17 protein-coding genes are annotated in these 21626 nt (G+C 50.0%); 4 read left to right on the top strand and 13 right to left on the bottom strand.

The features are described from left to right. Nucleotides 1–10 precede the first annotated feature (10 nt). Entirely contained in the window at nt 11–2788 is a 2778-nt protein-coding gene (locus tag BUB73_RS03990; protein ID WP_254795002.1) for a glycosyltransferase family protein, read from the bottom strand. A 360-nt stretch (nt 2789–3148) separates the two neighbouring features. Between BUB73_RS03990 and BUB73_RS03995 the strand changes: the two genes are divergently transcribed. Continuing rightward, entirely contained in the window at nt 3149–3979 is an 831-nt protein-coding gene (locus BUB73_RS03995; RefSeq protein WP_073283784.1) for a phosphatase PAP2 family protein, read from the top strand. 116 nt (nt 3980–4095) lie between these two features. After that, nucleotides 4096–4794: an FISUMP domain-containing protein gene (locus BUB73_RS04000; protein WP_073157012.1), complete on the top strand. Its 699-nt coding sequence runs from the start codon at nt 4096–4098 to the stop codon at nt 4792–4794. 111 nt (nt 4795–4905) lie between these two features. Here the strand turns inward: BUB73_RS04000 and BUB73_RS04005 are convergent, their stop codons facing one another. The 4 genes from BUB73_RS04005 to BUB73_RS04020 are packed head-to-tail and all read right to left on the bottom strand — an operon-like array spanning nt 4906 to nt 8428. Beyond that, the gene (locus BUB73_RS04005; RefSeq protein WP_073283787.1) at nt 4906–5889 is read right to left on the bottom strand and encodes a hypothetical protein; all 984 of its coding nucleotides are present in this window, start codon (nt 5887–5889) and stop codon (nt 4906–4908) included. A 36-nt stretch (nt 5890–5925) separates the two neighbouring features. Next, a complete protein-coding gene (locus BUB73_RS04010; protein WP_073283789.1) occupies nt 5926–6732 on the bottom strand; it encodes a metal ABC transporter ATP-binding protein in 807 nt (268 codons plus the stop codon). A gap of 17 nt (nt 6733–6749) precedes the next feature. Continuing rightward, a complete protein-coding gene (locus BUB73_RS04015) occupies nt 6750–7631 on the bottom strand; it encodes a metal ABC transporter solute-binding protein, Zn/Mn family (protein WP_073283792.1) in 882 nt (293 codons plus the stop codon). Further along, nucleotides 7631–8428 carry an HAD-IIA family hydrolase gene (locus tag BUB73_RS04020; protein WP_073157023.1) on the bottom strand — a complete coding sequence of 266 codons (798 nt, stop codon included), beginning with the start codon at nt 8426–8428 and terminating at the stop codon, nt 7631–7633. The genes BUB73_RS04015 and BUB73_RS04020 overlap by 1 nt, the downstream gene beginning before the upstream one ends. Before the next feature lie 38 nt (nt 8429–8466). Here BUB73_RS04020 and BUB73_RS04025 point away from each other — a divergent pair, with 38 nt between their 5' ends. Together BUB73_RS04025 and BUB73_RS04030 are read left to right on the top strand one after the other, a co-directional pair. Next, nucleotides 8467–9207 carry an RsmE family RNA methyltransferase gene (locus BUB73_RS04025; RefSeq protein WP_249269296.1) on the top strand — a complete coding sequence of 247 codons (741 nt, stop codon included), beginning with the start codon at nt 8467–8469 and terminating at the stop codon, nt 9205–9207. Between the two features lie 70 nt (nt 9208–9277). Next, nucleotides 9278–10972 (top strand): HD domain-containing phosphohydrolase, encoded by a 1695-nt coding sequence (locus tag BUB73_RS04030; protein ID WP_073283794.1) that lies wholly within the window; start codon nt 9278–9280, stop codon nt 10970–10972. Nucleotides 10973–11047: 75 nt separating this feature from the next. Here BUB73_RS04030 and purT read toward each other — a convergent pair whose 3' ends face one another. From purT to BUB73_RS04070, 8 genes are all read right to left on the bottom strand, one after another. Continuing rightward, nucleotides 11048–12232, bottom strand: a complete 1185-nt coding sequence (gene purT, locus BUB73_RS04035; protein WP_073283796.1) for a formate-dependent phosphoribosylglycinamide formyltransferase — start codon at nt 12230–12232, stop codon at nt 11048–11050. 144 nt (nt 12233–12376) lie between these two features. After that, entirely contained in the window at nt 12377–13948 is a 1572-nt protein-coding gene (locus BUB73_RS04040; RefSeq protein ID WP_254794867.1) for a hypothetical protein, read from the bottom strand. A gap of 206 nt (nt 13949–14154) precedes the next feature. Next, nucleotides 14155–15861 (bottom strand): cell division protein FtsZ, encoded by a 1707-nt coding sequence (ftsZ, locus tag BUB73_RS04045; RefSeq protein ID WP_073157032.1) that lies wholly within the window; start codon nt 15859–15861, stop codon nt 14155–14157. A 39-nt stretch (nt 15862–15900) separates the two neighbouring features. Continuing rightward, nucleotides 15901–17145 carry a cell division protein FtsA gene (gene ftsA, locus BUB73_RS04050; protein WP_073157035.1) on the bottom strand — a complete coding sequence of 415 codons (1245 nt, stop codon included), beginning with the start codon at nt 17143–17145 and terminating at the stop codon, nt 15901–15903. Beyond that, nucleotides 17138–17980, bottom strand: a complete 843-nt coding sequence (locus BUB73_RS04055; protein WP_073157038.1) for a cell division protein FtsQ/DivIB — start codon at nt 17978–17980, stop codon at nt 17138–17140. Before BUB73_RS04055 ends, ftsA begins: the two co-directional genes overlap by 8 nt. A 9-nt stretch (nt 17981–17989) precedes the next feature. Next, on the bottom strand, nt 17990–19372 hold the full coding sequence (murC, locus tag BUB73_RS04060; protein ID WP_073157041.1) for a UDP-N-acetylmuramate--L-alanine ligase: 1383 nt from the start codon (nt 19370–19372) through the stop codon (nt 17990–17992). Then, nucleotides 19372–20442, bottom strand: a complete 1071-nt coding sequence (gene murG, locus BUB73_RS04065) for an undecaprenyldiphospho-muramoylpentapeptide beta-N-acetylglucosaminyltransferase (RefSeq protein WP_073235679.1) — start codon at nt 20440–20442, stop codon at nt 19372–19374. Before murG ends, murC begins: the two co-directional genes overlap by 1 nt. Further along, nucleotides 20439–21617, bottom strand: a complete 1179-nt coding sequence (locus BUB73_RS04070) for an FtsW/RodA/SpoVE family cell cycle protein (RefSeq protein ID WP_073235676.1) — start codon at nt 21615–21617, stop codon at nt 20439–20441. Before BUB73_RS04070 ends, murG begins: the two co-directional genes overlap by 4 nt. Nucleotides 21618–21626 lie beyond the last annotated feature (9 nt).

Here is a 21626-nt window from a genome sequence, read left to right on the forward strand (position 1 = left end):
CCCGTTACCATTAACGCTTCTTGATGGCGGCAAATACGCCAACAGCCACCAGCAGAATCAGGGCAGCAAGGCTAACCTTTACAGCGGCGTGGAAAGGAGTGCTTCGATATTCCATGCGGACTTCAGACTTGCCTGCAGGAATTTCTACAGCGCGGAGGGTTCCGAATGCCTTGTAGACCTTGGCTTCAGCACCGTTCACGTAAGCCTTCCAGTACGGATGGTAGTTACCAGCCACCACCATGAAGCCGGGGCGGTCAGCTTCTACGGCGAACACCTGGGTATCCATCTTGGGAGAAGCCACAACCTTTGCAGAACCCTGGATGGGGCCGCTAGCGGCGACGCTACCCTTATAGTCATTAGCAGGAGCTTCGGAAAGAATCACCTTTTCGCGATAGAAGAACTTACCAGATACATCGGCATACTTGGGAGCGGCAGTTTCCTGACGGGGCTCGGCAGCAAGAGCGGAATCCACGGCAGCGCTATCCGTAACAGAGCCTTCCATGGGAGCTGTTTCTGCAACAGGAGACACGGAAACTTCCGGCTGTCTGATTGCAGCCTGTTCCTGCAAAGTCTTAATGGCAGCCGCATCATCCATCACCACAGCTTCGCCAAAGATGTAGGCTTCGCCCATGGCCGTAGGAATAGGCATGTAAGTTGTACCCTGACGGCTGTCGAAAATAATGGCGCCCACATTCATCAAATCCAGGAAGGGGTGAGCAGCCTGAGGGTCGTTAACGTTCATCAGATAGTTAGCGTCCTGCTGACCGCCGCGGAATGCACGGTAGCTAGCCAGTTCGTTATCGTGAATACCATCGGCATTACGCATGTGGTACTGGGGGAACACATTTCCGCTGAGAGCCTTGTTACGGGAAAGAGAAAGAACGCGAGGCGTATTCAGGGAATCAGCCTTGAAGGGAGCCTTTACTGCAGCGATAACACCATTGTTGGGCTGCAGGTATTCAGAAGCGGGAACGTTCTGGATAAAGGCGGCATTGATCATGAACAGGTCCAGAGCGGCAGCCAGAGCCAGCACACCAGCCTTGGCGCCAACACTAGCCTTCCAGCGGGCCACAACCAGGGCAACGCCAATCACCACAAGGACCAGCACGAAACCAGGGATTACCTTGCCGGCGGTGGCATTCATGACGATTTCGTTCAGCGGCTTAAAATACGGAGCGGTAATAGGATCGTTCAACAGTTTCTGGCCGCTCATGAGCATCACACCCAGGAAAGCGAAACCGAAGAGGACACAAGCCTGCACACCGCGATGGGTTCCCGGCAGGCCAGCCTTAAAGGAGTCCACAAAATTGGCAATGCTAAAGGACTTCTTCTGATCATCCAGGCTCATGACACCGAGGCATGCCAGCGCAAAGAGGATCATCACCACAAGGCCTACAGGGCCAATGAAGGTGGTCCAGGCAAAACGGGCAACCACAGCCAGCACCAACAGGATCACATACATGGCCGTACCGTGAAGCAGGGCGCGGCGATCGTCTGCAGCGGCAGCCTGGTCTTCGGGAGTTTCGGCAGCAGAACCAGCAGTCAAGGCCTTAAGAACAGGGCCAGCCATCATCACTAGCAAGAGGGGCAACCAGAACAGGGCCATACCCGGAGCACGGAAGTTCTTTACACCCGGCAGAACGCTATACCACAACTTGAACAGCGGAGAATGGTCGCCCATACCGTAGCTCAGGGCCACAACGGCACCCATACCCCAGAAAGCGGCATAGCGGCGCTTACCCGGCAGGAACAGGCAGAGGAATCCAAGGAAGGTCAGCAAGGCACCGGCATTATTATGGTCCAGCTTAAATGCGTTATGACCCCAATAGAACGGAGAGCCTCCAGCCAGTTTGCGGTACTCGTCCATGGTAAAACCAATGAAGGAACTGCCTTCAATATCGCCAGTCTTTTCGTTCTGTTCGTAAACGTCAACACCAACAAAACCCGGCAACAGAATCTGAGCCATTTCTTCCTGATGCAAGGACCAGCTTACAGCGTGACCGTAATTGGTATGGCCTTCATCGCCACGGACAGACTGGGTGGTGGTATAGAGATAAGGGGGAACAATCTGGAAGCAGGAAATGGCAAGACCAAAAGCCAAACCGATAGCGGCAAGACCCAGACGCTTACCGCGAGTTTTCAGAGCATCACAATGGAAAACCACTTCGTAAAGAGTATAAAGGCCTGCGCCCCACAGGAACAGGTAAGTCAACTGCAGGTGAGAACCAAGAATCATCCAGGCCACAGACAAGGCCAGCACAACCATATAGGGCAAGCTTCCGCAACGGACTACCTTACGAATTGCAAGCAAGGCCAGCGGGGCAATGGCAAACACCATCATCTTACCATCATGACCGCCGTAGAGGTAAGTGAAGAATTCCGGAGAGAAGGCATAGAGGCCGCCCAGCAGAACACCCCACCACTTATTTTCGGTCAGGTGCCAGCCCAGGCCAAAGGCGCTCATAAAAGCCACCAGCAAAGTGAGGATGAACTTGAAGCCCACAGCCCTGGCCGGATCCATCAGGAACTGGAACCAGACCAGCGGATGGTAGACGTCGGCAAAAAGAGCGTCGATCGTGGGCACACCGCCCAGGCGGGAATCGTCCCATTCAGTCACGATGACATCGAAGGTACGCAGAATGCGGCTACCGATACCGTTCAGCTGGTCGCTATTCAGCATCAGCTGCGTCGAGTCAAACGCAAAATCGCGGAAAACGATCAATAGAATTGCAAAGAAGACAGCAGATGCTGCCAGGAAAAATACGGGCTTCTTCTGTAGGAAATTCATGGCTTACAATTTAGTAAGAAGCAAACCCATAAAAAAATCCCAGCTAGATCGCCGGGAACACATTTTAGATAAAAATGTTAAAAAAAATTAGTCGACAGTGTTTTCGTCGGTCGCAGTATTCTTGATCAGACAGTAAACACCAAATGCGGAAATGATGCAAGCAGCGGCGATTGCAGCCAACTTAATGAGCTTTGCCATAGTAACTCCTTCGAGAAAAGTTTTGACGATCGGACTTTCAATCCATTAACGTGTATAAGATACTTGTTTTTTTGAGAAAATCAAGTGGCATTGTCAAAAACAACCCCTAAAAAGTCCCATTACACCATTATGGCACCCTATATTTTTTTAGCTTAGGCCCGTATGATTCCGTCCCCCGTAAAAAATCACCCCAGAAAAAGGCTAAACCGACTGATCCTGAGCCTGCTCCTGATTTTTTTCGGCCATTCCGCAGCCAAGACAGAATACACTCTATCCCCCTCCATCGACATTTCACTATCTGTAACGGCACTCCTGGTCACAGGCGGGGGAACCTATCTATATAACCAGATGGAAATTCCCAACGAGCAAGACAAGGTCAATAGGGAAAATCTTTTACCCTGGGATCGCAAATTCGCCGGCAGGTACAGCAGTACCGCAGACCTTATAAGTGACGTTGGAAGTCTGCTAGCCGTTGCGCCATTCGCCATAGGGGGTTCCGCCTGGTATTCAGGCCATTCCAGCAGAGAGGAATTCCTCACTTTTTCAGTCATGTTCATCCAATCCGTATTATTCCAACATGGAATAAACCTGGCTTTCAGATCCCTGGAACTGTGGCCGCGGCCATACACGTTCGCTACCGAAGGTGAAGGGGCTGTAAAGGCAAAAACCGCCAAGGCCGAAGCCTACGGATCCTTCTTTTCGGGGCACGCTTCAGCCGCCTTTACGGTTGCCGTCTTTACCACGGAATGGCTTGACCAAACCTACGGGAACCCAGGCGCCACAAGGGTTGTTCGGGCATTGGCTTTTTCGACGGCCGCATTCGAAAGCGTTCTTCGGGTAGCAGCAGGCAAGCATTACCCTACCGACATTCTAGTCGGTGCGCTGATCGGCACAGGCGTCAGTTACGGCATTCTCGAGATGCATAAAAAGGGCTGCAATTCCTATTCCTTATGGGTCGCTCCCGGAGCAGTAGGCATCTCTTATAGAATTTGAAAACTTTTTATAACAACCTGTTTAGTCCATCTTGGTATATATTTCAATCCCGTAGACGCAGGGCGGCAAATGTCCACCCACGAATGTGCGTTCTTAAGATTGTAAGGTAGGCTGTTATGCAGGGTTCTTTCTTCAAATTCACTGGTCGTGTTGTCACGACTTTGGCTATCACCGCAATGTTCGCGACCGCAGCATTTGCAGCCCCCATGGGCGCAGGCTCCGTCAAGAGCAAGATTGCAAAACCCGCCAAGGTCGGCATGGTCAAGAAGGCCAAGAAGATGGAAGCCCCTCAAGCTACCATGTCTGAAGAAGAAATCTTCCAGGCAGCTCTCCAAAGCAAGAATATTTCCGCAGACGGCAAGACTCTTACCGACAAGCGTGACGGAAAAAAGTATAGTGTCGAAATCCGTGGCGACAAGGCATGGATGAAGAACAATCTGGCCTTCAGCCTTTCTACTCCCCGTCAGTGCCTCATGGAAGAAGAATCCAACTGCAAGAAGTACGGCCGTTTCTACAGCCATACCGAAGCCAAGATGGCTTGCCCCGCCGGCTGGCACCTGCCCAACGACGGCGAATGGCGTGATTACCAGAAGGATCAGTCCAAGCTGGACTGGAACAACCTGGGCAAGGGCGGCTGCAAGAACTGGGACGGCTACTGCGAAAGTTCCTCCACCGGTCACTACTGGTCTGAATCCTCTGTGCAGAAGAACACCGGTCGTTCCTGGGAATTCCGCAGTGTAGCACACAGCATCAACCGCACCGACGAAAGCGCCAGCAAGGGCTTGTACGTCCGCTGTGTCGCCGACCTTCGCTAATATTTTCGACGTTCTTCAAAAACGATCAAAAGAACTTCCAATTTCCAAATCAAAACCAAGAAACACCGTCGAGCAATCGGCGGTGTTTTTTATTTCGGTTAGATGTTCTGATTACTTTTTCAAACCATCCAAAATCACGTTGACCGCAGCGCGGGCAATGGCATCGGTAGAAACGGATTCATCATCCGCAGCCTGCTTAGTCAGAATTCCCGTTTCCTTCTTGAATTCCAGAACCAGTCTTTCGATGCAGTAGGTGCTGTAATCCACCGACATGGAATATTTAGAGAAATCAAACTTTTCGTCTTCGTACTTTTCCTTAGAGAAGTCGTCGTAGGCGGCAGAGCAATCCGATTCATTATTGGCATAACGGATCGTAAAGGAAATGGGACAGTCGTCAGACTTGCTGTACTTCAGGGAAATCTGGCCAGAGGATTCCTTCAGATAATCCACCTTGATAATCACGTCACCATCAAACAGACTCAATTCATTGCAGGTCGGAGCCTTTACATCGTCACTAATCTGACGTTCCTTCGCGTTGCCATCCTTAGTGAATTTCTGGTAGAATTTAGTCAGGGCGTTATCAGCTTCGGCCATGGCTTCGTTATTTTCAAACAGGACCTTGTAATAGTTCTTCATGAAGCAACTGCCATTAAACTGGTAGACTTCCTTGAACTGCTTGCCATCGATACGGGTGGCATAACGGAATTTTTCGTTGGCAAGGCTACCTTCATAAAACAGGCCCTTGGGGAAATCCCTCCCTTCAAACCTATACTCGTACCAGCCTTTATCCCCATAATCACGAAGGCGGAGCGTTGTATTTTTCAGGCTAGCTTCAAGGGTATCCCTCTTATCGGCTTCTTGATTCCAGACCAGATAGCCAAGGGAGCTTTCCTTACATTCCGGCTTTTTCAGGATAAACAGGGAATCCTTGGATTTATAATCATAGTTGACTTTCGAAAGGATCACTTCGAAAGATTCGTCCATGGAAAAAGATCCTGTGCTGCTGCTATCGTCGCCACAGGCAACCAGAAATAGACCGACGAGGCCCAGGGTCCCAATCATCGGGACTAAATTAAACTTTTTGAAATTCTTCATATAAATCCTTCTTAATTTATATTCAATACTTGAAACTTATCGGATAAACGGGACATTCGTCTTTTGCGACGGGTCCTGCAACTGGAAATGGGTATGGGTACAGCAGCCACCATGAGCGTGGTCGTGGGAACCCAGCACACGGTGAGGAATTCCGTGAGCAATCAAGTCTACTTCGCATCCGTAGGTATCGGAAATCATCTGCTGAGTCAGGCCGGAACCTTCGTGATAATGGACGTTTCGGTTGACGCAGACAATGCTCTTCACCTTGTGAGACAGGGCCATCAAATCGTGGGTCACCACAACGATGGTCATCTTCTGGCTGAATTCGGCCAGCATGTTGTAAAGGTTTTCCTGGCCTGCGGCATCGATGTTATTGCTGGGTTCGTCAAGAAAGAGAATGCGGGGATTGCAAACCAGGGAACGGGCAATCAGCACACGCTGGCGTTCACCGCCACTCAGCTCTCCAAGACGTCGATCGAGGAATCCATCCAGATGAACCTTGGACAGGGCGGCCACGACTTCTTCTGAATTCGCCTTCAGTCCGATTTTTCCAAGGGCGACACACTCCCCCACGGTAATGGGGAATTCTACGTTGCGGTTGGTGTTCTGCGGGACATAGCCCACAGATAGCTTTTTCGTCGGGACCTTCTCGCCAAAAAGTTTGACTTCACCTTTTGACGGTTTTAAAAGACCCACAATCAACTTCATCAAGGTGGACTTTCCGCCCCCGTTAGGACCAATAATGGCAACGAAATCATTTTCCTCGATTTCCAGGTTCACATCTGTGAGAACCGGAGTCTTGCCGTAAGCGAAAGAAAGATTCTTGATTTCAATGGCGTTCATGGAATTCCCTGGGAGAGTTATTTTGCGGACTTTTCACGGATAGCATTCAGCAGGGCCCTGATGTTCTTTTCGTAGTCAAAGGCAAGAGGGTCTGTTTCCAGAATGGTAGCATCCAGTTCCTTGGCAATAGTCGTTGCGGCCCGCTTACTGAACTGGGGCTGGACGAATACGATGTGGACGTTGTTTTGTTTGCCGGTCTTAACAAGGTTTGCCAGATCCCTGGGTTTCGGTTCCTTGCCGTTCACCTCTACGGTAAGCTGTTTCATGCCGTAATCACGGGCGAAGTAACCATAAGCCGGATGGAACACGATAAAGGTTCGACCATCGGCAGGGAGTCCGTTAATGGATTGGCGAAGTTCCTGGTCTAACGTTTTCAGGCGGGCGACCAAATCGTTTGTACGCTTGCGGTAAAGGTCCTTATTGGAAGCGTCCAGATTCATTAGCGACTCGCAGAGGTTTTCTGCGATTTGCATCATCTGGACAGGAGATGTCCACAGATGAGGATCCAGTTCTTCCCCGCCGTCATCATGATGTTCGTCGTGATGGTCTTCAGCACCTTCGTGATGGTGATGTTCATCCTCTTCCATCCAGGCGATTCCCTTGGAAAGGGAAACGACATTTACGTTTTTATTGACACCCTTGAAGCGGGGCAGCCAGGCGGCATCCATACCGGAACCGTCGCTGAAATAGACCGTGGCCTTGGCGAAGTCCTTGAGAGCCGCAGGCTTGGGTTCAAAGGTATGCGGATCTGCACCTGCGGGAACCATAGTCACCACATTCACCTGGTCGCCACCAATCTCATGAACCACGCTGGAGTAAGGCTGCAGAGACACGGCAACCGTCAGTTTGGCGGCAAAAGCAGGAATCGCCAACAAAATGGCCAACAGAATTCTTCGCATTAAAGACGACCCTCGAAAAATGCGTCAAAGTCAATATCACTGACCATGTCCACAACCACTTCGGGCTTTACATCCAGTTTTTCCAGGTCGGCGAGTTTTGTTTCTCCACAGAGCGGCAGAACAAAACGGCAACCGCTACGCTTTGCCAATTCAAAGTCTGTGTAGAGACGGTCGCCCACAAAAAGAATTTCTTCGGGGGCATAAACCTTCAGAAGTTCAGACAGCATGGCCGGATTGGGCTTACCGAAACTGCGCTCCGGTTCCACACCGTAGGCGGTCTTAAGGAGAGCCATGAAGCTGCCGATATCTGGAACGGGGCCATTAGCATCGGGACACACAAAATCCGTGTGGGTCACCCAGAAGGGTATCTTGCGCTGGACGCGGAAAGAAAGTTCACAAAGTTCCCTATAGTCGAAGGAATTGTGGTAGGCAATCAGAACCAGTTCCGTATCAGCCACGCTGGGGCGAAGATTTAAAGTCGGGTCCTGAGCCGCAAACCATTCGGTAACTTCGGGGTTCGCGAAGAAGAAAACGTTCTTGACGCCTTCTTCGTGAATGGCCTTGAGGGAAAGAGTCAATGCAGAAATAATGGCGTCATCGCGAAGGGGCAAGCCCATCACTTTTAAACGGTTCTCATAAAACACCGGAGACTTGCTGGTGTTATTACTCAGGTAATATACGGGAACATGCTTTGCCACATTGTTCACCGTCTTGACAGCCTTGGGATAGGGGCGGCCGCTCAGGTACAGCGTACCATCCAAATCAAATACAACAGCTTTAACCGGCTTACGAGTCATACTCCACAAATTAGAAAATGAGCAATGCTCAAGGAACAATGGGCAAAGATAATTGCTACTTTATGGCCATGAAAACTCCTGATAGCCGTTTTTACTGTCCGCTGATTACCGAAGGCACAATCACTCTTGACGAAAACGAAAGCACCCACGCAGTACGAGTCTGCCGTGCCGCCGTTGGCGATGTGCTGCAACTTTCCGATGGCCTAGGTCATTACGCCGATGGGACAATCACGAAAGCTGACGCCAAGGCTTGCGAAGTCCGCGTCGATGTAGTGGAAACGGCTAGCAGCAATCGTCCCAAGGTTTCTCTTGGCATTGCCTGCCTCAAGGACGACGCCCTGGAAGAGGTGGTGTTCCACGCCGCACAGACAGAAATTGACAGCATCGTATTTCTGCGGACAGACTACTCCCAGGAGCCAAAGAACTCTGACCTGAAAAAGACTGTACGACGCGCCGAACTGAAAAGCCTTGTCAGCCTGAAGCAGTCCAAGAAGCCATGGCTCACAAAAATTGAAGGCCCCATCGAATTCAAGGACTGGTTAAAAAGCTACTCGGGCGACCTGGTCCTGTGCGATATGGACGGCGAAAACGCTCCCGCCACCGAAAGTCTAGCCTCCCCCACCACACTGCTGGTCGGCCCCGAAGGCGGCTTCTCCCCTGCAGAAATCCAGGCCATCAAGGATTTTTCTAACGGAAAGGTCCACTTAATGAAGCTGGGCCCCACCAGACTTCGCGCAAGAACAGCCGCAATCATCGCCCTAGGCAAGATTGTCTGCTGACACTCGTAAAATTTTATTTATCTTGTTGGTATACGTAACAAATCGTTAAGATTTGTGTTTTTGAGGATTTATGGTTCATTATTATCTAATCGCCACGTTAATTTTGTCACTTGCGAACATTGCCATCCTGATGGCAATCAACTCCAAGCGCAACATTCCCTATTACACAGCCATGTTCCATGTGATGACTGTACAGATAGGCGGACATCTGTTCCTGGCTTATTCCACCAACGAACAAGAAGCCCTTCTCGCAAATAAGATTGCCTACGTAGGAGCCTCCTTTGTTCCGATGCTATTCTTTCTTGGAGAACTGGCACTCTGCAACATCAAGGTTTCCAAGAAATTGCACATTTTGCTGTTCAGCATTAGCGCCATCATCCTCTGCCTTGCACTGACAACTGGTCAGAGCGACATTTTTTACAAGAGCATTACCCTTGTTGAAAATTTCGGCGTTACCGATTTTGTAGCGGAATACGGTCCGGCACACAACCTCTATAACATCATAATGGGGCTGTACCTTATTTCGGGTCTAGTCATTTTCTTCACTTCCTTCTACAAAAAGAGAAACATTTCCTACAAGAACCTGTTCACCTTGGCCGTACTTGGCTTCATCATGATCGGTTCCTTCTTTGTTATGCGTAGACTCAACTGCGACATGGTATTGACACCCGCTGTATTCCTGCTGCTCCAGTATACCATATTGTTCATGATCCACCGCATTGGTAAATACGACATCCAGAGCACCATTCTTGACACGCTGGAATTCCAGAACGAAAGTGCATACATTTCGTTCTCCGAAGATTTGCGCTACATCGGCTGTAACGACATCGCCCTGCACCACTTCCCCACATTAAAGCAGTTCCGCGTAGACTTTAAAGTACAGGAAAGCGATGAACTGGGAAAAATTCTGCTGGACCAGATCAGCAAATTCAACCCCAACGATTTCTCTTACACCTCTAGTTTCCAATACGGCAAGATGCATTACAAGAGCACCTTGAAAAACCTGATGCACGGAAACAAGATTTGCGGTTATATGTTCCGCATCGAAGACGACACCAAGATCCAGCGTTACATCAAATTGTTGGACAACTACAACAACAACCTCGTTACCGATGTCCAGAACAGAGATAGCCAGATCCAGGCTATTCAGGAACAGATGATCCTGGGCATGGCCAACATGGTAGAAAGCCGTGACAATAACACTGGCGGCCACATCAAGCGAACCAGCGAAGCGGTAAAGATTATCGTCAACGAAATGCGTAAGGACGACACCTACAGACCCATGAACAACTTCTTTAGCGCTTTGATAAAGGCCGCCCCGATGCATGACCTTGGTAAAATCGCCGTGGACGACGCCATCCTGAGAAAGCCGGGCCGATTCACCGAAGAAGAATTCGAAATCATGAAGACCCACGCCGAAAAGGGAGCCGCAATCGTAGAGAATTTGCTTAAGGGCGTTGAGTCCGAGCAGTTTGTGGCCGTAGCCAGAAACGTTGCCCATTACCATCACGAACGTTTTGACGGAACCGGCTACCCCAACCGCCTCAAGGGCAAGGACATCCCCCTGGAAGCACGCATCATGGCCGTTGCAGACGTGTACGACGCACTTGTCAGCCAGCGCTGCTACAAGGAAAAGATGTCTTACGCAGAAGCATACGAAGTGATTGTAGAATCTATGGGAACCCACTTCGACCCGCAACTGAAGAAGTACTTCATCAACTGCCACAGAGAGCTGGAAGCTTACTACGACAGCATGAAGCGATAAAAGCAAATTAACGTATACAAGAAAAAGCACCGCAAATAAGTTGCGGTGCTTTTTCGTTAAAACGAAATTCGTTTATTAAAGGGAAACCTTCACCTTTTCTCTCATGGCCATAACAGTCTTGAGAGCTTCGTCCACAGATTCGCGACGGGCAAGAAGAACGCCCATACGGCGGTGGCCCTTCAGCTCCGGCTTACCGAACAGGCGGAGGCCAGTGTCGGGTTCTGCAAGAACTTCTTCAAGACCGCTGAACTTCACCTGGGTGGAGTTGCCATCGCAAACGATTGCCTTGGAAGCACTGGGGCCGTGGAAAGCAATGTTAGGAATGGGCAGGCCGAGAATAGCGCGGGCGTGGAGAGCAAATTCAGAAAGGTCCTGGGAAATCAAGGTCACCATGCCGGTGTCATGAGGTCTGGGGCTCACTTCGCTGAATAGCACTTCGTCCTTGCAGACAAACAGTTCAACGCCGAAGATACCGCGGCCACCCAGAGCATCGGTCACTTTCTTGGCAATGACCTTAGCCTGTTCCAGAAGTTCAGGCTTCATGGGCTGGGGCTGCCAGGATTCCTGATAGTCGCCACCCACCTGATGATGTCCGATGGGTTCCAGGAATGCAGTACCTGCAACGTGACGGACGGTGAGCAAAGTAATTTCGTAGTCAAAGGGAACGAAGCCTTCGATGATCACGCGGCTAGCCTTACCGGTGCGGCCTTCGTTCTGGGAAATGTTCCAGGAGTTTTCGATATCGGCTTCAGTCTTGATGACGCTCTGGCCATGGCCGGAGGAGCTCATCACGGGCTTGATGACGCAAGGAATACCGATTTCCTTGACGGCTGCCTTGAAGTCTTCGAAGTTGTCTGCAAACTTGTAGGGGCTGGTCTTGATACCAAGTTCTTCGGCAGCAAGGCGACGGATGCCTTCGCGGTTCATGGTCAGCTTGGTAGCCTTGGCGGTAGGAATCACGGTATAGCCTTCGGATTCCATCTGGACCAGAGTATCGGTAGCAATAGCTTCCACTTCCGGCACGATGTAGTCGGGCTTTTCCAGCTCGATAACGCGGCGGAGTTCGGCACCATCCAGCATGTTGATCACATGGGAACGGTGAGCCACCTGCATGCCCGGGGCGTTGGCATAACGGTCTACGGCAACCACTTCGACGCCGAGACGCATCATTTCGATGATAACTTCCTTACCCAGTTCTCCTGCACCGCAGAAGAGAACCTTAGTTGCACTAGAGCTTAGCGGGGTACCGATTTCAGACATAACTTACTCCTGTTAAAGGCCCTATAAAGATAGATAATAATGATGGATGGGCCAAGTACGAATTACGAATTATTAAGTACGAGAGCTAAAATCGCGGCTTCGCCGCCTTACTTATTCTCATAATTCATACTTCATAATTCATAATTAGAATCTGTAGTCCACGGGGTTGAAGATGAACTTCACTCCGGCACGGATCCAGCCATCGGCACCATCGTTTCCAACTTCGTGGGCCAGATTTTCGTAAATGCGGAAACCACCACCCAGGTAAAAGCCAAACCAGCTATTGTACTGCATGGAATAAAGTGCATCCACAACATACTGGGTTTCTACCCGATTAGAAGGAGCATACTCATCATGAATCGCTTCGTCATAGTCGGTGTACAATTCGTTATCGCCCTGCTGCAACCAGGCAAGGGTCGCCTTTACTGTATGACGCCCATATTTCCAGGACAGGTCCAGCCAAAGATCCAAGGCGTCAGAACCGCGACGGTAACCGATGGGATAATCCACAAAGAACATATCTGCAAAATCCGGATCATCCTGGTCACGGTAGTTACTACGATAAAGGCGACGGCTAGAATATTCAAGAAGCGGGAGACGGCCGTTGTTATGAAGAGGGTCTGTGCGGACAACATCGAAGCGGAAAAAGAAATCACCGTAGCGCTGTGTGGGAATTTCCTGAGAGTATCCAACCAGGTAGCTTAACATACTGCGGTTTGTCCCCTTATCACTATCTTCACCAACGGGACTATTGATGTCTTCCATGTTCAGCTGACCATAAAAACGAGCGCCAGAAATCGGCTTAAATCCAATTTCTGCCGTAGTCACAGCCTTGGTGTATCCACCAGCAAAGTTATTGTGCAGGAACATAAAGGGATTCATGGAACGGAATTCCAGATCCTTACCGCCCACCATACTTTCTTCAATGATGGAAATCCAGAAATGGTTCATCTCGATTCCGATGCGGTGGTAAACCAGATTCTTTACATTTTCATCATAAACGCGATCGCGCTGATTGCTAGCCTGCTTATTTTTTTCAGGACATTTCTGTTCGGCGGCCTCGGAACCTTCGGGAGGGCATCCTGTTGTCGGGTCAATTATATCATTGAACAGCCAGGCATTCAGGGAACTGACCATGAAGGCATAACGGAAAATACCCGGTTCGAATTTCCAAAGGAGACCGTCGTGGTAAGGCGTTCCACCAATGGTCAAATCGTTGGGAGAGACCTTCAGATCTTCAGGGTTAAAACGGCCCAACTGGACATAGCCCACGGGATTTTGCCAAAGGGCATAACCATTAATAGGGACAGCAATGTCCAACTCACTAGGCTTATAGGTAAAGTTCGTTTTCAGGTCTGAATCGTACCAGGCTTCAATATCCTTGCGAAGAGGAGCTTCCATCAAGAAATGGAAGTTTTTATAGCCCGCACGGAAACTAATCATGAAGAAAGGATCAATATGATCTTCGTAACTGCGAGCCGTTTCCAGGGGAACTCTCAGACCGCGCCAGTTTCCGCCATACCGTTCAACCGTATCTGCAGCAAATTCAGGATCGGTCGGTCCCCCATTCAATCCAAAATTGAAATCAGTTCCAATTTGAACATAGCCCTTGTAGGAACTATCTGAAGACCACTGGGGAATATCACCGGCATTCATACCGGCAAAAGAAATGGCGGACAGTAACCCAAGAGAAAAGAGTATGTTTCGGATTTTCATAATACCAAATGTAAAAAGAATCGCCCAGGCAGGGAGACCCAGGCGATTCCTTTGTGTTGTGTGAACGTGCACTCGCACGTTCTGTGTGTGTGTGTTCCTTGTGGCTAGGCAACACCCAGCAATCCTGTTACAGAAATCTGCAACAGTATCGCCTATAGGGAGCGCAAGCCTAATTTCGGTTCATCGAGAACACTCGACTTTGGGGACTAGAAATTCTCCATGTCGACGCCCATACGGAGATAGGCAGGCATATTGTAGTCCACACCGTCAGCCTTCATTGCACATTCGGCAACATCCTGACGGGATACAGTACGAGTTTTCACTGCAGGTTCAGCAGCAGGTTCCTGCTGACGCATGTAAGCGGGGACGCTGAAAGCACTGGTAGCACTACGAGAATCCAAGCCACGGTTGTAGACGTCTTCGTCGGAAACAGCTTCGATTTCAGAAGTTTCCGACTTAACGGTCATGGATTCTTCAGCAGGCTGCTGGGCATTAAAATCCATGGCGCCGAAACGACCGGCATCAATTGCCGGGAAAGACTGAGAATCAGAGAGGCTCGGAGTAGTCAACACAGGAGCAACCATTTCTACAGTTGCGGGAGCTGCGGGTGCAGCTGGCATCTGCTGAACAGGAGCCTGGTGAGCATACATTTCAGGAGCGGGCTGAGCGGCAGCTGCGGGCTGAGCCTGCTGTGCCATAGCGAAGAAATTCACGCTAGTGGGACGCGGAGTAGACTGCTGAACTGCGGGCTGGGCAGGAGCAGCAACAGGAGCCACCGGAGCTACAGCGGGCTGCTGGGAAACAGGCATCTGAGCGGCAGGCATCTGGACAGTCTGCTGATTTGCAAACGGATTAGCAAACACCTGAGTGGGGCGAGCGACAGCGGGCTGCTGAGCAGCCTGTGCGGTACCGCAACCAGTTGCAATAATGGTAATGGAAACCTTGTCACCCAGTTCCGGAATAGTGATGTCACCAATGATGATGTTGGGATCACCTTCTTCACCCACCTTTTCATAGATGTGTTCCATAGCTTCGCTATGTTCGAGGAGGGAATAGTTTTCACCGTGGGCAACGTTGATAAGAACGCCGGTAGCACCTTCGATGCTAATGTCTTCCAGAAGCGGAGAAGCCAGAGCCAGGTCAGCAGCGGCAATGCCACGCTTTTCACCCTGAGCACAGCCGGTACCCATGAGAGCGCTGCCACCGTTCTGCATCACCTTGCGGATATCAGCAAAGTCAACGTGAACAAGACCATGATGGAACATGATGCCGCAGATACTCTGAACAGCATTGCCCAAAATTTCGTCAGCCATCTTGAAAGCTTCATCCATGGTAGCCTTCTGATTAGAAGTCTGGAGCATGGCGAGGAGCTTCTTATTTTCAACAACGATGATGGTGTCAACAGCAGCACGAAGTTCTGCAATACCCTGCTGAGCAACGCGAGCACGAGCATTACCTTCAAAACGGAACGGCTTGGTCACAACACCAACAGTCAGGATGCCCATTTCGCGAGCAACTGCGGCCACGACCGGAGCCGCGCCAGTACCAGTGCCACCGCCCATACCGGCAGTAACGAACACCATGTCGGCACCCTTCATGGATTCACGCAGTTCTTCAATGTTTTCTTCAACAGCCTTACGGCCCTTTTCCGGATCCATACCGGCACCAAGATTCTTGGTGGACTTTTCACCAATGAGAATCTTGTGATCAGCCAAGCTCAAGTCAAGAGCCATAGAATCGGTATTGACAGCATAGTATTCAACACCTTCAATGCTCATCTGCTTCATACGGTTTACGGTGTTTCCACCGGCACCACCGACACCGAAGACCTTGACTTTTGCATTACGGCTGGAGAGGTCTTCACCCATAATACGGGACTGGGCCTCAAAGTACATATCATTCATTTCACTCATGTTTAATCTCCCTGATTTATTGAGTGTTTTGGTTTGTTGTTAGAAATACTTCTTGATGAAACCGACAACCTTTCTAAATCCGTCTCCAACGGAAACCTTCAGCTGTGCGCCGGTATCATTCTTCTTCTTGTTATTATGTTCCTTGTTGGCGTAATGCAAAAGGCCTACACCAGTTGCATAAGACGGTCTCTGGAAAGCATCCTGAATACCGCTCATCCCCTTGGGATGACCAATACGGACCGGTTTACCAAAGAATGCCTTGGACGCCACATTTTCAATGCCTTCCAATTCACAGCAGCCACCCGTAAGGACGATGCCGCCATTGATCAAAGATTCCAGCTGTTGCTTCTGCAAGTCCTTTGCCAGCAACTGGAAAATTTCACTGACACGGGCCGTAATGACCTTGGCCAGCAACTTTCGAGAGCAGGGAACATCACCGCGGTCACCAACAGCGGGAACCGGGAATGTTTCATCTTCAATCAGATTGCTAATAACGCAAGTTCCATACTTCTTCTTAATTTCTTCTGCCTTGGACAGCGAAATAGGAACATTCAGACACTTACTGATATCGCTAGTGATTACATTACCGGCCAGGTCCAGAGAATTGGTATAGCGAACGGAATCCTTCAGGAACACGGCAATATCTGCAGAACCGGCACCAATGTCAACAAGGGCAACACCAAGTTCCCTTTCATCATCGGTAAGGACTGCGCAGGCAGCAGCCAAAGGTTCCAGCACATAGCCAGCCACATTCAAGCCAGCACGGTTAATGCACTTGGTCAAATTCTGCAGGGCGTTCTGGCGAGAGGTCACCAGCTGCACATCCACTTCCAGGCGACGGCCTGTACGGCCCTTGGGATTGCGGATACCCTTTTCGTCATCCAGGGTATATTCACCCGGGAATGCGTGAATCAAGCTACCAGCGCCATTAGGCAAGGTGCTAGCCTGCTTCTTCACATTTTCAATATCTTGCTCACGAACTTCGCCTGTGGGGAGTGTGATAATACCCTTGTAGCTGAAAGAAAGCACATGCTTTCCGGCGATGCCTACATAGACATCACGCACATCCACACCAGCGGAACGTTCCAGCTGCTGAACAGCCTGTTGCAAGGTTTCGACGACGAGGTCATACTCGTCAGCGTTTGCCAGCGGAAAATCACCGCATTCGACAACGCGAACAGAGTCCCCTTCGGAAATGCCAACAAACAGATTTACCTTCGAGGCCCCAATATCGAGACCGAAGATATAATCTTCTTTCTTTATTGCCTGCTTATTATCATCCATTGACACACCTCTTGTCATAATTCCTTACGTATGCAAAGCCATGGAATCTCATGTCCACAACTCCGGCACACCGCAAATCCTTCGTGAATCCATTTCCTAAAGATTCGTACAACACAAAAACATCCTTTGTCCAATCCGATGCCGGAAAAATCGTACGGAACCCAACATCCTTGAAATAAACTTCAATCCCTCGATCTTCTTCTGACCATGAAACCTGAGACACCTTTTCATACAAGTCACTGTTCACATTTTTCATAGCATCAAGAAACTCCGCAACAATCTTGACATGCCCAACAGAGGCCGTTTCCAAAACAGGAAGTCGCATTGCCGTAGCCACAGAAAACGGAAGTGCAGCTCCTTTCTCCGAATAAATCGTTGCCTTACCGCCATCCAGCACAGAGAGCATCGGAGAAGCTTCCTGCAACTTGATGTACAAGGAAGAGGGGAACTTCTTCTCTACGGTCACCGAATGAATTAGGGGAATCTGTGAAAGAGCTTCAGCCACAGAGTCAGCGTCCAATTCAGACATCAGCATACCCGTTTCAATCTGGGCATTCTGCATGACATCTTCCCAGGACAGCATTCTATTCCCTTCGATGTCCACATACTGCAAATGGCGCAGTTCCAGGGGATTGAATCGCTGCAGATAGAAACGCTGGTTCCAGACAACCGCAGACAAGGCCACAACAGCAACCAGAATAATCCAGCCGCGATGCTTAAACCAGTGGAATGCACTGGCAACACCAGATTTCACTTTCTGGTTACGCGCGTCCTTCTGCTTGCGTTCGTTAAAGCCGATTCTACGGCCTGACCATGTCGTCTTATCTACAGCCAACTAAAACTCCTACAGACATTCCTTCAAAATGGTTTCGCCCAGCTTGTAGATGCTGCCAGCACCCATCAAGACAACCACATCACCTTCACGAAGTTCCTTCTTCAAGATGGGAAGCAAGTTCATCTGATCGCCAATAAAGCGGGCATCGCGATGGCCACGTGCAGTTGCACTTTCAGAAACAAGAGCACCGGTCACACCTTCGATGGGGCGTTCACGAGCGGGATAAATATCGGTGGCAAGCAGGACGTCGCAATTGGCAAAGGCGCTGCCAAAAGCTTCGTGCTGGTCGCGGGTACGGGTAAAGAGATGGGGTTGGAAAGCGACGATAATACGCTTATCCGGGAAGGCATCGCGGAAGCCCAGGAGGGTTGCGGTAGCTTCGGTGGGATGATGAGCATAGTCATCAAAGACCATCACGCCATTCTTTTCACCAATGAATTCAAAACGACGCTTTACGCCACCGAAGGCAGCAACAGCCTTACGGGCCACATCGGCATCAATACCTTCTTCAATAGCCAAGGCTACTGCAGCCGTTGCGTTCAGCACGTTGTGACGACCAGGAATCTGCAAGCGGAACTCACCCAGACTCTTACCATCATTCAAAATTTCAAATACAGGGAATCCCTTTTCAAAACGCAGATTGTCTACGCGATACTTAGCCTGACGAGTAAAACCATAAGTAATCACAGGCTTCTTCAGACGGGCCAGGATCTGCTGGGCATTGGGATCATCCAGGCAGAGAATAATCTGACCATAGAAAGGAATCTTGTTTGCAAACTGGACAAAGGCGTCCTTAATGTCTTCAATATCCTTGTAGGTATCCAGGTGGTCTGCATCAATGTTGGTAATGATAGCAGAAGAGGGCATCATAGAAAGGAAGCTACGGTCGAATTCATCAGATTCGGCAATCAGGTAGTTACCCTTACCCACCTTGGCGCCACTGCCATGGCCCTTCACCACACCGCCAACGATAATGGTGGGATCCAAACCAGCTTCTTCCCAAATCTGGCCTACGATGGAAGTAGTAGTGGTCTTGCCGTGAGTACCGGCAATAGACAGGGTGTACTTCATACGCATCAGTTCGCCCAGCATTTCTGCGCGCTTGATGACGGGAATTCGGCGGTTACGGGCTTCGACCAGTTCCGGATTATCATGGGGCACAGCGGAAGAATAGACAACCAGGTCGGCGTCTTCCACATTCTTGGCATCGTGCTTGGGATCAACGCGGATACCCAGGTTTCTGAGGTAATCCACCACAGCACTTTCACTCATATCGGAGCCGCTGACCGCAAAGCCATTGGCATGAAGGACTTCAGCAATACCGGACATGCCTGCACCGCCAATACCGACGAAATGAAGGCGACGTACGCGCTTACAGTCATTAATCTGCATTATGCATTCTCCTTTTCCAGGATAACCATTGCAATCTGGTCTGCGGCATCGGGCATTCCGAGGCCCTTTGCGGCGGCAGCCATATTGGCCAGGCGGCTTTCATCAGCCAAAAGGGTTTCGACCTTTTCCCACAGGTGATTTTCTTCTGCATCCAGTTCAACAAGAGCAGCGCCAGCCTTTTCAACGACGCGGGCATTGTGTTCCTGATGATTTGCAGTTGCATGGGGGAACGGCAGCAAAATAGAGGGCTTACCAAAGGCGAGAATTTCAGCCAGGGCAGAAGCACCTGCGCGGCTAATAATCAGGTCAGCATGCTTCATATAGGCATAAATTCCATCCAGGAAGCCACGGACAGCCACGTTGGGCATTTCGCCAAGGCGATCATTAATCGTAGCCACGTTCTTTACGCCAACCTGCCAGACCACAGAAACATCGTCACGGGCAGTAATGCTCTTGATGCTTTCTTCAATCTTGTTATTGATGCCTACAGCACCCTGGGAACCGCCAACAATAAAGACGGCTTTCTTGCCTTCTGCAAATTCTGCAGGGCGAGCCAAAGAATCTTCAGTCGGCAATTCACGAACAGGATTACCAAAGACCATGCACTTTTCTGCAGGGAAACCCTTGGCGGCATCTTCAGAGGTTACGAAGATGGTCTTTGCATAGCGGGAGCCAACCTTATTGGCAACACCGGCCACAGCATTCTGTTCCTGCAAATACACGGGAATACCCATGGAACCTGCGGCCAGCACGATCGGCAAGGAAACATATCCACCAGTAGCCACAACGACATCAGGCTTCACCTTGCGAACGACGCTCTTGGCGCGGACCAGGGCCTTGGTCAAATTGAAAGGCAAGGCCAAATTCTTAAGGAACGGTCCACGATGCAGAGGTACCGCAGAAATGTATTCATAGGGCCAATTCTTGGCAACCAGGCGTTCTTCCATAGAATCCTTACGACCGGCAAAAGTAATGTCGGTAACGCCCATCTTCTTCAAACTATCTGCAATGGCAACGGCCGGAAAAATATGGCCACCGGTACCGCCACATACGAAAAGGAACTTTTTCATACGCCACTCCTTGTATAATCAAAATTTCTAAACGCGCTACTTTCAAGCGAAGAACCACTGGTATACGGTTCCTTGATATTCCTACCCGATGCCGGGCGAGAAATATTCAGCAAGATTCCAATAGCGATCGAGGTATAAAGCAAATTGGTTCCGCCAAAACTGAAGAACGGCAGCGGCTGACCCGTCATGGGGAATAGTCCGACACACACGCAGACGTGAACCACAAAATTGGAGAACAGGGAAAGAGTCAAACCCAAAGCCAGATACTTTCCAAAACGGGTAGCAGAGTTTCTTGCAATCTTAAAACCCTGGGCAAACAAAATCGCAAACAGGATCAAGATTACAAAAGTACCCACAAAGCCAAATTCTTCACCAATCACGGCGTACACCACATCCTTATGAGCTTCAGGAAGGTAACCCAACTTCTGGACACCCTGACCAAAACCAGTTCCAAAAAGTCCTCCGTTTCCAAGGGCCTGCAAGGCATGATCGCCCTGCCAGTTAGAAGCGGCCATTTCACCTTCATCGGCAAAGAAGGCCAGAATTCGAGCCCTGGAATGAGTAGAAGTCATCAGGCGAACCAATGCCAGCGGGATTCCCGCCAGGGCGACATACCCCAGATACTTGGCATTTACGCCAGCAGTGAGCATAATGCAGACCACAATGGCAGTCACCATGATCAGCATGGAGTAATTCGGTTGCAGCACAAGAATCAAGGCACACAGACAATAGGGAATTCCGGGTTGCACCAAAGTACAGGCAACGCTCTTGATATTGTCCCCCGCTTCAGAAAGTTTGGCACTTACCCAGATAATCAAGCCGAGCTTCATAAATTCAGAGGGCTGAATTCCAAAAATCCAACGGTTTGCGCCCTTGACGCTGCCGCCCTTTACCAGAGCAACTGCAGATAGAACGAAGAAAGCTATAAAGGCAATACGTCCAGCCCATTTCCAATGGCCATAATCCCAGAAACGGGCCAGGAACAACATCAGTACAACGCCACCAATAGCCTTGGGCAAGTGAGACATCATGTAAAATTCTGCCGGACGACCATTGGCCTGCGCATAGGGAGCGGATGCGGAATACACCACAGCCACGCCAAAGCAGATCAGCACCAAAACCACTGCTAGAAGCAGCTTATTCATGCCGGTCGTATTTTGAACAGAATTATCCATTGACTCTTA

It is taken from the genome of Fibrobacter sp. UWH6 (assembly GCF_900142465.1).
In the GTDB taxonomy this organism is placed as follows: domain Bacteria; phylum Fibrobacterota; class Fibrobacteria; order Fibrobacterales; family Fibrobacteraceae; genus Fibrobacter.